Origin of the sequence: Paenibacillus sp. ACRRY (assembly GCF_022346995.1) — a bacterium.
Taxonomy (GTDB): Bacteria; Bacillota; Bacilli; order Paenibacillales; family Paenibacillaceae; genus Paenibacillus.
This window is the reverse complement of sequence record NZ_JAKRNM010000010.1, coordinates 68,490-83,870: the sequence shown is the minus strand read 5'-3', so window position 1 is coordinate 83,870 and position 15,381 is coordinate 68,490. Positions and strand designations below refer to the sequence as shown.

The 15,381-nt window shown below is 47.3% G+C and carries 16 protein-coding genes; 4 read left to right on the top strand and 12 right to left on the bottom strand.

What is annotated here, in order from left to right:
- Positions 1–19: 19 nt before the first annotated feature.
- From proC to MH144_RS25115, 4 genes are read left to right on the top strand one after another with little or no spacing between them, the layout of a single operon-like run.
- The gene (proC, locus tag MH144_RS25130) at positions 20–880 is read left to right on the top strand and encodes a pyrroline-5-carboxylate reductase (RefSeq protein ID WP_239305042.1); all 861 of its coding nucleotides are present in this window, start codon (positions 20–22) and stop codon (positions 878–880) included.
- Complete coding sequence (locus MH144_RS25125; protein WP_239305041.1) at positions 877–2,100, top strand: 2,3-diketo-5-methylthiopentyl-1-phosphate enolase; 1,224 nt, start codon at positions 877–879, stop codon at positions 2,098–2,100. Before proC ends, MH144_RS25125 begins: the two co-directional genes overlap by 4 nt.
- The gene (locus tag MH144_RS25120) at positions 2,097–2,774 is read left to right on the top strand and encodes a 2-hydroxy-3-keto-5-methylthiopentenyl-1-phosphate phosphatase (RefSeq protein WP_239305040.1); all 678 of its coding nucleotides are present in this window, start codon (positions 2,097–2,099) and stop codon (positions 2,772–2,774) included. The genes MH144_RS25125 and MH144_RS25120 overlap by 4 nt, the downstream gene beginning before the upstream one ends.
- A gap of 2 nt (positions 2,775–2,776) precedes the next feature.
- A complete protein-coding gene (locus MH144_RS25115) occupies positions 2,777–3,430 on the top strand; it encodes a methylthioribulose 1-phosphate dehydratase (RefSeq protein WP_239305039.1) in 654 nt (217 codons plus the stop codon).
- Positions 3,431–3,550: 120 nt separating this feature from the next.
- Here the strand turns inward: MH144_RS25115 and MH144_RS25110 are convergent, their stop codons facing one another.
- The 12 genes from MH144_RS25110 to MH144_RS25055 form a co-directional block, all read right to left on the bottom strand.
- Positions 3,551–4,840 (bottom strand): multi-tm2 domain protein, encoded by a 1,290-nt coding sequence (locus MH144_RS25110; RefSeq protein ID WP_481857394.1) that lies wholly within the window; start codon positions 4,838–4,840, stop codon positions 3,551–3,553.
- A 27-nt stretch (positions 4,841–4,867) separates the two neighbouring features.
- Positions 4,868–5,320, bottom strand: a complete 453-nt coding sequence (locus tag MH144_RS25105) for a hypothetical protein (RefSeq protein WP_239305037.1) — start codon at positions 5,318–5,320, stop codon at positions 4,868–4,870.
- Positions 5,313–5,951: an RNA polymerase sigma factor gene (locus MH144_RS25100; protein WP_239305036.1), complete on the bottom strand. Its 639-nt coding sequence runs from the start codon at positions 5,949–5,951 to the stop codon at positions 5,313–5,315. The genes MH144_RS25105 and MH144_RS25100 overlap by 8 nt, the downstream gene beginning before the upstream one ends.
- Positions 5,952–6,080: 129 nt before the next feature.
- Positions 6,081–6,782, bottom strand: coding sequence for a DnaD domain-containing protein (locus MH144_RS25095; protein WP_239305035.1), 702 nt, complete (start codon positions 6,780–6,782; stop codon positions 6,081–6,083).
- A gap of 17 nt (positions 6,783–6,799) precedes the next feature.
- A complete protein-coding gene (gene asnS, locus MH144_RS25090; protein ID WP_095292784.1) occupies positions 6,800–8,095 on the bottom strand; it encodes an asparagine--tRNA ligase in 1,296 nt (431 codons plus the stop codon).
- 101 nt (positions 8,096–8,196) lie between these two features.
- Positions 8,197–9,402 (bottom strand): acetate kinase, encoded by a 1,206-nt coding sequence (locus MH144_RS25085; protein ID WP_239305034.1) that lies wholly within the window; start codon positions 9,400–9,402, stop codon positions 8,197–8,199.
- Positions 9,399–10,271 carry a 3-hydroxyacyl-CoA dehydrogenase family protein gene (locus tag MH144_RS25080; RefSeq protein ID WP_239305033.1) on the bottom strand — a complete coding sequence of 291 codons (873 nt, stop codon included), beginning with the start codon at positions 10,269–10,271 and terminating at the stop codon, positions 9,399–9,401. Before MH144_RS25080 ends, MH144_RS25085 begins: the two co-directional genes overlap by 4 nt.
- Positions 10,272–10,404: 133 nt before the next feature.
- The gene (locus tag MH144_RS25075; protein WP_239305032.1) at positions 10,405–11,907 is read right to left on the bottom strand and encodes an AAA family ATPase; all 1,503 of its coding nucleotides are present in this window, start codon (positions 11,905–11,907) and stop codon (positions 10,405–10,407) included.
- The gene (locus MH144_RS25070) at positions 11,900–12,427 is read right to left on the bottom strand and encodes a hypothetical protein (RefSeq protein WP_095292793.1); all 528 of its coding nucleotides are present in this window, start codon (positions 12,425–12,427) and stop codon (positions 11,900–11,902) included. Before MH144_RS25070 ends, MH144_RS25075 begins: the two co-directional genes overlap by 8 nt.
- 302 nt (positions 12,428–12,729) lie before the next feature.
- Positions 12,730–13,260, bottom strand: a complete 531-nt coding sequence (locus MH144_RS25065; protein WP_239305031.1) for a hypothetical protein — start codon at positions 13,258–13,260, stop codon at positions 12,730–12,732.
- A gap of 44 nt (positions 13,261–13,304) precedes the next feature.
- Complete coding sequence (locus MH144_RS25060) at positions 13,305–14,609, bottom strand: amidohydrolase (RefSeq protein WP_239305030.1); 1,305 nt, start codon at positions 14,607–14,609, stop codon at positions 13,305–13,307.
- The gene (locus tag MH144_RS25055) at positions 14,596–15,249 is read right to left on the bottom strand and encodes a redox-sensing transcriptional repressor Rex (protein WP_095292800.1); all 654 of its coding nucleotides are present in this window, start codon (positions 15,247–15,249) and stop codon (positions 14,596–14,598) included. The genes MH144_RS25060 and MH144_RS25055 overlap by 14 nt, the downstream gene beginning before the upstream one ends.
- Between the last annotated feature and the right edge of the window lie 132 nt (positions 15,250–15,381).

Sequence of the window (15,381 nt, the reverse complement as noted above, 5' to 3'; positions counted from 1 at the left end):
TATAGGAGGAACGATAACCATGAGTCAAGAACAACAGACGTTATTACAACAAAAGATTACTTTCCACGGAGCAGGTGCCATGGCAGAAGCCATTGTGCGCGGACTGATCTCCCGCCTCGTTGTACGCCCGCAGGATATTACGATGCTGAACCGGAGCAACCAGAAACGTCAGGAAGAGCTGAGTACCCGTTATGCCGTTCATACAGGAACGGCCTCCCAATCATCGGAAGTGCTCTCCGCTTCTCCCGTTATTGTACTGGCCATGAAACCGAAAGACGCTGCAGCAGCTCTTCGTGAGCTTGGTCCCCTCCTGTCACCGGACCAGCTTATTGTCTCTGTCATCGCCGGATTATCCATCCGCACGATGCAGTCTCTGCTCGGCCGAAAACAACCGATCGCTCGATCCATGCCGAATACATCCAGTACGATTGGACTTGGTGCAACAGGGCTTGCCTTCTCCGCCGAAATTACTGATGAGCAGCGCAGTACGGTCATGACGATGTTTGAAGCAGTGGGCATCGTAACCATTGTTCCTGAAGAGAAACTGGAAGTGCTCACGGGTATTTCCGGAAGCGGCCCGGCTTATGTATACTATTTGATGGAAGCCATGATTGCTGCGGGGATCCGCGGCGGACTGTCCAGCCAGCAATCCCGCGACCTGACTGTTCAAACTGTACTTGGTGCGGCAAGAATGGTTCAGCAAACGGGAGCGGAGCCCATGAAGCTTCGCAGTGATGTTACCTCACCTGGAGGCGCCACACAGGCAGCACTCAAAACACTGGATGAGGGCGATTTCTTTGAAAACGTGATTGCAGCCGTCAACCGCTGCGCAGAGCGCTCACGGGAGATGGGAGCTGCTTTGGAAGGAGATTTACGATGAACAACATGTGTACTGCCACATATCGTCTGCACGATGATCGGGCAGATTTCCGCAAGAAGGCGGAATCCATCGCGGTCGGCATGACTGTAGGCAGTTGGACTGAATTGCCGCAAGCCAAGCGTGAAGCCATGCAGAAACATCTTGGCGAAGTGATTAGCGTAGAAGTACATGAACAAGAGGATATGGCTCCAGGAGAACGATATGCAGATATTACGATCGGATATCCTGATGTAAACTTCAGCCGCGATATTCCGGCTCTGCTCGTCACCGTCTTCGGCAAAATTTCGATGGATGGCCGGATCAAGTTGACAAGACTGGGCTTTTCGGACGGATTCCTTAGCGCATTCCCTGGTCCCAAATTCGGACTGAATGGGGTTCGTGATCTGCTTGGTGTGCATGATCGTCCCTTGTTAATGAGCATCTTCAAATCGGTCATTGGTCTGGATGCAGATGAACTGCGCGAACAGTTTATCCGTCAGGCTCTTGGCGGAGTTGATCTGATCAAGGATGACGAGATTCTGTTTGAGAACAAGCTGACACCTATTGAGAAAAGAGTGGAGGTTTGCATGAAGGCTGCTGAGCAGGCCCGCCAAGAGACCGGCAAGAAATTACTTTATGCCGCCAACCTGACCGGCCCAACTTCACGGTTGAAGAAGCAGGCTGAACGAGCGATTGATGCTGGTGCCAATGCCTTGTTGTTTAACGTTTTGTCGTACGGATATGACGTTCTACACGAGCTTACAAGTGATCCAGACATTAATGTGCCGATCATGGCGCATCCTGCGCTTGCTGGCGCACTGTACCCGTCACCACATTATGGGATATCCGCCTCGGTGCTGCTGGGTCAACTGATGCGTCTTGCCGGAGCGGATCTCGTTCTCTTCCCTTCGCCTTATGGTTCAGTGACTATGCCAAAAGAAGAGAATATGGCCATTACGGAGCAGCTGCTCTCCAAAGAACTCCCAGTCAGAACCAGCATGCCGGTTCCATCCGCGGGGATTCACCCAGGTCTTGTACCATTAATTCTCCGTGATTTTGGCACGGATGTCATCGTTAACGCCGGTGGAGGTATCCACGGACATCCAATGGGTACTGAGGCGGGTGGACGTGCATTCTTGCAAGCCATCGAAGCGGCACAGCACGGAATTCCGCTAGCAGATTATGCACTTGAGCACCCCGAATTGAAAAGTGCACTGGACCTGTGGGGTGGAGAACGATGAGAAGTGACAAGAAAACGGTCATTTTCTGTGATTTTGATGGCACGATTACCCTCTCAGACAATATTGTGGCGATCATGAAACATTTTAAGCCCGAAGGTATTGATCCGATCATGAGAGACACCGTCGAACAGAAAATATCACTGCGTGAAGGCGTCGGGGCCATGTTCGCTCTGCTGCCTGCATCGCAAAAGGATGAAATCGTGGAATTTGTGCTTGGACAAGCCGGCATCCGCGAGGGATTTGGCGAGTTTCTGGAATATGTCCGGAACGAGGGCATTGAATTTAATGTAACCAGTGGTGGTATGGACTTTTTTATCGAACCACTGCTTGCACCTTTTAACATTCCACAAGATCACGTCTATTGTAACGGAGCAGACTTTACAGGTGAATTCATTCAGATAGAATGGCCTAATCCGTGTCAGCCCCCTTGTGAGAACGGCTGTGGTATGTGCAAAACGACGGTAATCCGCACATTCCCGGAAGAACAATATAATCGGATTCTGATCGGAGACAGTCTAACCGATTTTGAAGGTGCCAAAATTGCCGATCTGGTATACTCCCGTTCCATTCTGACGGACAAGTGCATAGAACTTGGTGTAGACCATGTGCCCTTTGCTACCTTTTACGATATTATGGAAGACATGAAACAGAAGCAAACACAAGGAGTGCTGTAAAGATGGGTTTTGAAAAGATTACATTGGAACACAAACGTCAGGTGCTGGAAGAGCTTGCTGATATTAAAGCCCTCTTTGCCAGTCGCAACTGGTTCCCTGGAACAAGTGGCAACCTGTCGATGCGTGTGGGAGAGTTTGATCCCGAGCAGTTTTATTTTGCAGTTACGGCTTCAGGCAAGGATAAATCTCTTCGTACGCCGGAAGATTTCCTGTTTGTGGACAAGCATGGCAAAGCAATTGAAACAACAACCCTGAAACCAAGTGCAGAAACGCTGATTCACTGCGAAATCTATCGTTTGACTGGCTGCGGGGCTGTATTCCATGTACACACAGTATTTAATAACCTGATCAGCGAGTTTTTTGGCGCAGAAGGTCATGTGCCGATCCAAGGCATTGAACTGATCAAGGCTTTTAACATTTGGGAAGAAAATGCCGAGATTCGTGTGCCGGTACTGCCTAACTTTGCTGATATTCCATCCATCGCCGAATTGGTACCAGGTGTACTTGACTCAAAAGTCCCAGGAATTTTGCTACGCAATCACGGCATCTATGCCTGGGGCAAAGATGCATTTGAAGCCAAAAGACATCTGGAAGCATTCGAGTTTTTGTTCGAAGTGATGTATCGTCAGCTGCTGCTGAAAGGTATTTCGAAATAGCCATCATTTCCTCTCTACTATTCAGGAAAAATTAAAAACACGCTATGACTGATTGTTCAGCTCATAGCGTGTTTTTTGGTTTGGAGCTCCGACTAGCGCAAAATTAACCTTAATTTACAATCAATTATCCCGATCCTTGAACAGGAACAGATTAGCTGAATCGTCTTCTTTTCCGCTTAGTCCACTATGCTGCGCAATCGGACGCTGCTTGCCGAAGAGCAGCTTCAATCCGCCAAAGATTAGCAATAGCGAAACAATAACCGTGTTCACATAGGAACGGATTTCATACGTCATAAACAGATTAGGGAACATCTCATTCAATTGCGGAATGACAAGCCGGATCGCCAGATAATACACGCCAAGTGCTGCAATCCCGAATCCAATCAAACGCTGATGCTTAGCCCAATCCTTAAATATCGGTTGATCCGTCAGCGGTTCCCTGCCATATCGGCTTGAACACTGAAGCCCATCAAAGAAGCTGTAGAACCAAACGAGCGGAATCATGAACAGGAAGACGGATAAATGCAGCAGGTCCAGAATATAAATGCTGCCGAGGAACAGGAACATTAATTGCATTCCACGCTTCTGAAGACCCAAGTACAGATGACCTGCCCCTGGAAAAGCCGACAAAAGGGTAGCTAACACCTTGCTCCGACGTCCTGATGCTCTGCCCATTTCCAATTCTTCGAACAACGTCCGGTCCTGCAATACTTCCCCTGCCTGCTTTCGATGTGCATGCTGCACAGCGTCAAACATGCAGTAAACCCAAATAACAGGCAGTATAAGCAGAAACATCAGAAAGGTCTCTTCATTGGTAATGGATGCAACAAAGACCATCATCGCGAAGGAGCCAAAGAATGCGATCAGAAACGATAGTCCCCGATGCAGTAGCCCCAGATGAAGATGCCCCAGACCAGGGATGAATGACAGTAATATGGTAAAGAAGCGTTCACCTTCACTGCCTTTGCGATACATGGGTTGGCCATATGTACCTTCAGGAATACCATAGCCATGGGCAGAATGCTGATGCATCTCTTCCCCATCCATTGGCTCCACAACGCCATTTTGATCCGGATAGCCCTGTTCGTATGGACCTCCCGCATATTGACCGTAGTGAGCCTCGTAGCCTCTGTAATGAGCATTACGTGCAGAAGGGGTTCGCAGCAGAACAATGATGATGTCCAGCATGTTGATGCACCAGAAGAAAAAGGCAGCGAGTGCTCCGAATATCATGAGATCATTCTCATTTGTAACCACCATCAACATGAAGGCACCAATCAAAGAACCAAACACGAGAAATGGATAAATCATGGCCTTAGCGGTTCGACCCCAATAGAGAAAACCAAGACCTGGGACCACATTTAATAAAAATGCAAATATTTTGTTACGATCTGATTGCACAGTCGTCATCCTTTCTTTTCAGGCAATGCGTATGATTTATGGTTTAGGCTTGAAGTTATCCAGCCATGTGGTGGCTGCTTCCGTCCATTTTTGTGTGAATGATCCCCTCTGCTCGCCGTCATGGAACTTGTGATAGGGTGCTACTTTATCAAACACCCCGGAAGAGAGGAAGATCAACGTCAGGCAAGCCGCTACAGCATAATGAAACACCTTGTTCTCCAGCCAGCGTCTGCTTCGGCCTGAACGTGATTTGCGCTTGCGTCCTGAATGGTTCAGGTCCGTAATACGCTCCATGATGGAATCAGCAAATTCATTCGGGTTGTCCAGTTGTGGCAATGTTTGATGAATACCCATCGCTTCCAGGTAGTTATCCATGGCTTCCGGATCTTCGATTATGGCCTTTTCCATGCTTATGGCTTGTTCTCCAGTAACTCGTCCTTCGATATAATCCGTCCAGTCCTGCACACTGTACATCTCGTTTTTACTCACGCCACTCATCCTCCTTCCAATGACTTCTGATCCACTGCCGGGCACGGTACAAACGGGATTCCACGGTTTTGACAGCCACCTGGGCATCATGTGCAATCTGCTCATAATTCTTTTCGCTTAGATAATACGCAGTAATGATGTCCCTATGCTGGGCAGGCAGTTGATTAATTCGTTCACGCAGTGTTTCCTTGCGTTCTTCCCGAACGAGACGGGCCAGAATATCTTCCTCGCTTCCAGGCAGGTTGATTATTCGTTCTTCTCCACCCAGATCTTCACTGCTGCGCCGGCCTAACTTGCGTTTTGCATCAATGGCTTTGTGAAAGGCAATTCGGGTAAGCCACGTTTTGAAGCCTTCGGAACGGTAATCGGGGAGAGATTTATACATCTGAATGAACGCCTCCTGAGCTGCATCCTGCGCTTCCTGATCGTTCCTGAGTACGGAATATGCCACATGGTATACATGCTGGCTGTACTTATCGATCAATAAGCGAAACTTGGATGCATCTCCTTGACGGATTTGTTCGATTAAGCGCGCTTCGTCAATGACTCTCCCCTCCTCTCCACTACAATAGACGACAACGTTCTGGGCTGCCCCTGCGTATTTATTTAATTTTTTTAAAATTCTTATCATAACATTGCCTGAATAGGTGATGAGTTCATCAATCACTTCATTGTAAACATCTATATTTCCGTCCAAAATCCAAAAAACAGGCTCAGAATGTTTTCTGGCCTGTTCCTTGATTTTCCTTCGTTACCTGGACTAGCGTCCACCGCTGCGAAAACGCTGCGTGTATGCCTTCGCGTCCTGAACATTCTTCACCCGATTGCGACTCCACTCCAGCAAAATGCGGTCGATATAGCGGAAATGTACTTTACCGGCAAATACGGCTTCCTTCAGGGCCATCAAGATCAGTTCTTCCTGATAACGGTCCTGATCCAGCCAACTGGAGATCGTTTCGCATTCCATCGGTGAAAGCGGACGACCAAATTCTTTTTCGAAAATGGAAAACATATTACGTTCTTCCTCTTCTATTTGAACACTGTTCGAATTAGGACGTGCATTCATGCTCATTTGCTGCTGCCTTGCTGCTGCCGCATCTTCAGCGACACACGTTGCGAGTTTGGCATACAATCCATGCAAATCGTAACGCTCATACTGAATATCCCGCTCTTCGTCCCGATGTTCATCAATGGAAATATATCCATCCCGCATTAACCGCTGGAGCATTCTGGCGATGCCTTCGGGGGCAAGTCCCATTCGTCCTGCGAGCTCTTCCAGGGTAGGAAACTCATTGAATTCTGCCTGACGGTAGCCGAGCAATTGAATCAGCAGAAGCACTTCGGCATCTGATAATCCGAGTTGGTGATAAAAACGCAACAAAGCATACGGGAGCTGTGCTGTCCCAGACGTTAACCCGTAAGCTACTCCACTGAGCCACGCTTTGGAGCCGGTTTCTTCCATAGACTCGCGATTAATCATTAAGGGTACAGACGGTAGAGCATACGCGGGAATGCAATTGTCTCACGTACATGATCCAACCCGCAGATCCATGCTACTGTCCGCTCCAATCCCAGACCAAATCCGGAGTGAGGTACCGATCCGTATTTACGCAAATCCAGGTACCATTGATACGCCTCGTCAGACAACTTGTGCTCTTCAAAGCGCTGCTGCATCAACTCGGGATCATCGATACGTTGGGATCCTCCAATGATCTCGCCGTAACCCTCTGGTGCGATCATGTCAGCGCAGAGAACCACTTCAGGACGATTCGGATCGGGTTTCATGTAAAATGCCTTGATGCCAGCCGGGTAATGTGTAATAAATACAGGTGTATTATACTTCTCCGCAATCGCTGTCTCGTGAGGGGCACCGAAATCTTCTCCCCAAGGAATATCGAAGCCTTGTCCATTCAAGAACTCAATCGCCTCATCATACGTGATACGCGGGAATGGAGCTACGATTCCTTCGAGTTTGGATACGTCACGCCCGATGGATTCCAGTTCGGCACGGCAGTTTTTCACGACAGATTGAACCACGTGTGCAATGAACTTCTCTTGTACTCGCAAACTTTCTTCGTGATCCACAAATGCCATTTCCGGCTCAATCATCCAGAACTCGATCAGATGGCGGCGGGTTTTGGATTTCTCGGCACGGAACGTTGGTCCGAAGGAATATACTTTACCCAGCGCCATTGCAGCAGCTTCCATGTACAATTGGCCACTTTGAGTAAGATAAGCATCCTCATCAAAGTATTTGATGTGGAACAGGTTGGTGGTACCTTCGGCAGAAGAAGGTGTCAGAATCGGAGGGTCAACCTGAGTGAATCCGTTACCATCAAAAAACTGCTGAACTGCACGGATGATCTCTGCACGAATCACCATTACAGCGCGTTGTTTCGTAGAACGCAGCCACAGATGACGATGATCCATCAAGAAGTCCACACCATGTTCTTTCGGTGTAATCGGATAGTTTTCAGTCAAATGAATGATCTCAACGCCCGTAACCGTCATTTCATATCCGGATGCGCTGCGCGGTTCTTCACGAATAATACCCGTTACATACAAGGAACTTTCTTGCGTGAGGCTTTTGGCATCATTCCATACCTCTTCGCTAACTTCACTCTTTACGACAACCCCTTGAATATATCCGGTTCCATCGCGCAGCTGCAAAAATTGAATTTTACCGCTGGAACGTTTGTTATTAATCCAGGCACCGATCTTCACGGTTTCGCCCACATGCTCATTCACATTACGAATTACACAATCCGTACTCATGCCCATATCTCCCCTTGGTTCCTAAATTTGAAAATGCAGCGGGCAGGCCTCAGCCTGTCCCCTGCACTTCCTTGACATGCTATATTCACTTTACAATTAGATTACTTAGAATTCAATACGATTCGGTGTGTATCACGTGCAATCACCAATTCTTCATTGGTAGGTACAACGAGAACCTCAACCTTGGAGTTTGCTGTTGTGATACGGCGTGGTTCGCCGGAACGGATGGCATTGAGTGCTTCATCCACTTCCACACCCAGGTAAGTAAGCTGTTCGCATACTTTTTGACGAAGAACTACAGAGTTCTCGCCCACACCTGCTGTAAATACAATCACGTCCACACCGTTCATTGCTGCTGCATACGAACCGATGTATTTACGCAAACGATATTCGTACATTTCGAATGCAAGGGTGGAGTTCGCATCACCGTTCTCCATTCCTTCGGTAATCTCACGCATGTCACTGCTGATGCCCGAGATGGCAAGCAGTCCGCTATGTTTGTTCAACATGGAGTTCACTTCGCTCACGCTCAGTTCTTCCTTGTTCATTACGTAAGGCACGATGGCCGGGTCAAGGTCACCACTGCGCGTTCCCATCATCAGACCTTCAAGCGGAGTCATACCCATGGATGTATCTACGGATACGCCACCTTTTACTGCCGTTACGCTACCACCGTTACCAACGTGGCAAGTGATGATTTTGAGGTCTTCTACTGGACGGCCTAAATACTCAGCTGCAGTCTTGCTTACGTAGTCATGGGAAGTACCATGAGCACCGTAACGACGCACTTTGTATTTTTTGTACAGTACACGCGGAATCGCGTAGAGATATGCTTTCTCAGGCATCGTCTGATGGAATGCTGTATCAAATACCATGACCTGAGGTACACCTGGCATATTGAGTTCAGCCGCACGAATACCCATCATTGCTGCTGGGTTGTGAAGTGGTGCCAAATCGAACAAGCGGCGAATTTCGGCCTTCGCTGCATCGTCAACCAGTGCGGATTCCTTGAAGGCTTCCCCGCCGTGTACGACACGGTGTCCAACAGCCTGAATCTCATCGACTGAACCGAGCACGCCGTTTTCTTTATCTGTCAGAATATCGATAACTTTACGAATTGCCGTTGTATGCTCCAGAATTTCACTGACTTCTGTAACATCCTCACGGCCAGTCGGTTTGTGCGTAAGAATGGACGAATCCATACCGATACGCTCTACCAGTCCTTTAGCCAGTACGGACTCATCCGTCATGTCATACAATTGATATTTAAGCGAGGAACTCCCCGCGTTGATTACGAGTACTTTCACAGCCGATCACCATCCTTGTCGTACTTGAAGAATCCTTCTCCCGATTTCACTCCGAGATGTCCTGCACGCACCATTTTTTTCAGTACGGTGGAAGGACGATATTTCAACTCTCCGAATTCACGGAACATTCTTTCCAGTGCAGCTTCAACGGAATCCAATCCGAAACGGTCAGCCATTTCAAGCGGACCATGCTGGAAGTTGTATCCGATACGCATTGCATCATCGATATCTTCAGCAGAAGCCACGCCTTCTTGAAGGACATGAAGAGCTTCATTGATCAAAAGGCAGATCAGTCTGGACGTAACGAATCCAGGGGATTCATAAATCATTACACCTTTTTTATCTACAACCTCTTCCACAAATCTTCTTGTTTCATCGAAAGTGGAATCGGATGTTTTCAAACCACGAATAATTTCTACAAGGTCAACCCGGGAAACCGGGTGAATAAAGTGCATACCAATAACACGCTCTGGGTATTTGGTCGAGCTTGCAAGCTCGGTCAAACTCAGCGTGGATGTGTTACTTGCAAGAATAACGTTGCTCGGGCAAACTTGATCCAATTGGCTAAATACCGCCTTCTTGGCTTCCAGATCTTCCGAGATCGTTTCAATAACCATATCGCATGATCCCAGTTCTGCCAGATGAGCTACTTTGGTGATACGGGATAGAATCAATTTTTTCTCGGCTTTGGTAATAGCCCATTTCTCCAATTGCTTATCGAGGTTTGTTTCAATCATGTCATATGCATGGTTAAGCTTCTCCGCTGTGTGCTCCACCAGAAGCACATCAAGTCCTTTGGCTGCAAGCATCTGGGAAATGCCTTGTCCCATGGTGCCGCCGCCGACAACTCCTATTTTTTTAAAAAACATGGTTCTGCTCCATCCTTTCGGTTCTCTATTTCTCTATTGTACCCTGTTCGCCGAAAATTACAAATTTCGACCCAACATATAATAATATCTTAGCACGAGTGAAATGTAAAAAAAAATAACCGGCATAAATAAATTATGCCGGTAAAAGGGCGCTGTCACGAAATTGACAACGAAATTGCTCCCCAGACAAAACTTCTTCTCTCATCAGTGTATCCAATGAATTGTCGAATATTGTCCGTTGTTCTTCGAGCAGACGTTTGGTCTGATCCATCAGATCCTGTAGAATCATTTTATTCTCGCGCATGAGCTCTTCCGTTGTAACCATATCCATGTTGACAATACCAAGCGAGGTCAGACCAGAAGCCATCATCGTCTGTACAACATTGGTCGCCTGTTCAAAGTCATTGCGTGAACCGGTACTGCGACCACCATAGTACATTTCTTCAGCTGCTGCACCGCCGAGTGCAATCATGATCTGTTCTTCCAGAAAGCGCTTGGTGTATAGGAATTGCTCCTGCTGCGGGTTGTGACGTACATAACCGAGTGCCTGTCCACGCGGGCTTAGAGCAACCTGGCTAACACTGCCAGGACGTACGAGCTCTGCCATGATGGCATGTCCCAATTCGTGAATAGCTACCCGTTTCTTCTCTTCGACACTGGATTCACGATCTGTCTTCTCACCCATCATGACTTTATCAATCGCCAGAGACAAGTGGCGCTGTTCAATATTGAGCAGTCCATCTCTCATGGCATAGATTGCTGCTTCGTTCATGACACTTTCCAGCTGTGCACCCGAGAAGCCGTAGGATTCCTCCGCTGTTTTCTCCAGGCTTACCCCTTCCATCAGAGGTTTATTTACCGCATGGAGCTCTAAGATATGTTTTCTGCCTTTCTTGTCAGGCAGGTCTACCTGGATATGACGGTCAAAACGTCCCGGACGGGTTAATGCACTGTCCAGCATTTCCTTACGGTTTGTAGCCGCGATAACCAGAATCCGCGGTGTATCGGATGTATAAATTCCGTCCATTTCCGTTAACAGCTGATTGAGTGTCTGGTCATATTCTCTCTGCTGACCACCTTCACGTTTACCACCGATAACATCAATTTCATCAATAAAGATAATGGCGTTCTCTTTGTTTTCTTTAGCAGCACGTGTTCTAGCATCACGAAACAAATCGCGAATTCTTCCTGCACCGACACCGACGTACATTTCTACAAACTCACTGCCTGAAGCGGCAACAAATACGGAGTCGGTATAATGTGCAGCCGCTTTGGCCATCAATGTTTTCCCTGTTCCCGGAGGGCCCGTAAGCAGGATCCCCTTCAATGGGCGAATCCCGAACTTCTGAATTTCCTCATGTTTTATGAGAAAATCAAGCGCTTCCCGCAGCTCCTGCTTGGCACTGTCCTGGCCGCCAATTTCTTCAAACGTCAGTTTGGAGGGTCCTTTTTTCTTCCGCTTGCGTTCCTGACCCGCTCCAACTGTAATGCCACCACGCATCTGCATCATAAGCAGCAATCCGCCCACAACCGCTGCTGCGATCAGAATCGGGAAGATATTCACACCGGTAAAAGCAAGAAAGATCATCAACACGGGGACAAAACCAATGGCAACTTCCTTCGTCCATTTAGGCATTAGGCCACACTCCTATCTGGCCGGGTACACGCGGCAGAATAATAAACTTGCTGGCATCTCCGTCTCTAAGACTAACATATACGTTATTGTCATCCATGGCTGTATTCACTTGAATACCATTGGTCGCCATCTTGGATAATGTTGGTGTTATTTCGGTGTATTGCTTGTTCTCCATCGCTTGAGCAACGGTAAACATCGCATCGCCCCACCAGTTCTCCAGGGCTTCGTTCGAATGATCAACCACATCGAGTTTCAATGAGCGCGAGCCGATCAGGGTCTGTCCTTCTTTCTGAATATATTGAACCAATCTGCCCAAATCTACATTTGGCTGCAAATCAAGTTTCAATTGTACATCATTGCGGTTAATAGTTAACTGAACATCATTAACCCCTTCATACTGGGTTACCATTTTTTCAATCGGATTCTGCATGGCCACCTGACGATACACAAACCAACCTCCAAACAACACAACGGCTGAAATGACGGCAGTTAAAGCAATAGGCAATACTTTTAGCTTCAAGTGAGTTTCCCCTCCCAAATTTTTGGCCCATCCCTATAGCTTATAGGCATAATATGAATTGTGTACGAATGACCTGTGATGTGCCCAACAGGTTTGTTTCCTGTTTGATGTAACCTTGAATACATATTTGAGTATATCACATCGTATATACAATTTCGAAGGCGAAAATATGAATAAATTATTAATTTTAACTATTCAAATCCAGAATAATTCTTGAGATACGCCAAAAAACCGGATCAGGCGGGGTTCCGTCTGCCGGTTCTTTGAAGAATTTACCTAAAAAAGATTCTCTGAATCTATATTTAGCTGTTTGGAATAGTATAGACCAAATCAACCTGTTCTCCATTGCTGAAGCGATAGAATCGATAATAGTTATGCGTATCGTCATTATAATAAACTTGCCATACATAGACGCCATTGACGACTCCAGGCATAATGCGCTTGATCTCTCCGCCCGGTACTTCAGAGCTGAATCGATTGCGAACTTGTGCTTCCGATAACCCGTTCTGCAACAATTCACTGTGCACAGCGTTGCTTCCTGTGACTGGTTTATTGCTCGCATCAAATTTAACCCAGACCGCAATGTCCTGATTATCTTTATTTTTGGCCATCATCGTCCAGTAAATGTTATCTTCGCCTTCTTTTTGACCCCAAACGTATTTTCGGAGATCCTCATAAGACGTTATCCCGAGCTGCTCCTGTGCCGCTTGAATAGCTAGCGCTTCTTCGTTGCGCTGGTCCTGGGTAATATAAACATAGAAGCGCTGCAGTCCAAACAGAATCAAAACTAGGATGAGCAGCGAGATCCATATCCATTTCTTTTTTCTTTTCAAAAGCCGAACTTCCTTTCCCCTATGACGCTGCTGCTATTCTGAAATTAACGGGCGAGCAGTCCGTCAAATGCAAGTTGAGACTCGCGCAGAATGCGCTCTTCATCCATAGTAAGACATTCACCATGTTTCACCAGTTGCTTACCGTCGACCCATACATGCTCCACATCCTTGGCCGAAGCCGAGTAAATGGTATGAGAGATCAGATCCGTGTGCGGATAGAAGTGTGCTTGTTCAATATTTAGCGCAATGAAATCAGCCTTCATGCCTACTCGAAGTGCTCCTGTATCGTTCAAGAAGATGGATTTGGCACCATACCCCGTTCCGAGTAGCAGTGCTTCTCCCGCTGGTACCGCTGTTGGGTCACCGGATACTCCCTTATGAATCAAAGCAGCAAGTCTCATCTCTTCAAACATATCCAAGTTGTTGTTGCTCGCTGGTCCGTCTGTTCCCAGAGATACGGTTACTCCAGCTTTCAGCAGATCCGGAACCCGCGCAACACCCGAAGCAAGCTTCAGGTTGCTTCCCGGATTGTGAGAGACCGCTACATCATGGCGTGCCAGAATTTCGATCTCCTCATCATTCAAATGCACGGCGTGTGCAACGAGGGAAGGTCGAGAGAAGAAACCGAGCTTTTCCAAATGTGCTACTGGACGCAAACCATAATCAGTCACATTCTGTTCGACTTCGCGGAGAGTTTCCGACATATGGGTGTGCAGCGGCAGATCCAGATCATGTGCAACCTGTACCAGCTTCTCTATGTAATCTGGAGGGCATGTATACGGCGCATGCGGTGAGATGATCGTCGTAATTCGACCACCAGCTTGTCCATTCCACTCGCGTGCAAACGCAGCCGATTCTTGCAGTTTACGCATTTGCTCTTCTTCGGAACAGAGACCAATGACACCACGTGCCAATGCTGCACGAATACCGGATTGTTCAACCACTTTTGCCACCTGGTCCATATGATCATACATATCCAGGAATGCAGTCGTTCCGCCTTTCAGCATTTCTAATACAGAAAGAGAGGTGCCCCAATACACGTCCTCAGACGTCATTTTCGCCTCCATAGGCCACATTTTCTCCTGAAGCCATACTTGTAGGGCCAAATCGTCCCCGTGACCTCTCAGAAGCGACATGGCTGCATGACCATGCGTATTGATCAGACCCGGCAAAAAGACCAGTCCTTTGCCATCAACCTTCGGCAGGCTCTCATCTCCATCCGGCAGTGTCTCACCAATATGCACAATCTTGTCGTCTTCAACGACCATATACCCTTGAACCACTGTCCACTCTGTACCGCTATTTACAGCAAATTTGCCGTTATGAATTACCCATCTATTTGTCGTCATCTTCCTCGTCGTCCTTTCCGTTCTCCAGATAATAAGCCAGGCTAAGCAGATCCGTTGTAAAATCAGCATGATGAATACGGACGTGCGGTGGTGTTTTTAGGATGGTTGGTGCAAAGTTCAGAATTGCTTCAATGCCGGATTCCACGAGCTGATCGGCTACGTTCTGAGCTTCGGTATCTGGGACGGTAATGATACCGATACGAATATTATCTTTTTTGACCGAATCCGTTAGTTCATTCATCGGCTGTACTTTCAAGCTGTTAATCTGACTGCCAATCTTGGGGCCGTATGCATCGAAAACAGCAACAATTTTCATGTTGTCTTTCAGATAGGCGTTGTAATTGGACAATGCATGTCCCAAGTTACCAGCTCCCACCAGAGCAACATTGATTTGCTGATCAATCTTCAAGATATGACGGATTTTCTCAATTAGATACGATACGTCGTATCCAATGCCTTTGCGACCGAAGTCCCCAAAGTATGCAAGGTCTTTACGAATCTGGGCAGGATTAAGATCCAGGCGCAGTCCAAGTTCCTGTGATGACACTGTGCCTACCTCACGTTGATGAAGCTCACTCAAATAACGTAAGTAAACAGGCAATCTGCGCACCACAGCTTCCGAAATTTTATCTGATTTCATTACATTACTCCCCCTTACCAAGGCCACATAGATAAATAAAAATGTAGCATCCCGCATAACCGTTTTCGTCTCCGAATGAAATTATGCAAGATGCCTTATGAAATATAAAGTTAAAAGTGCTTCAAGAATGAA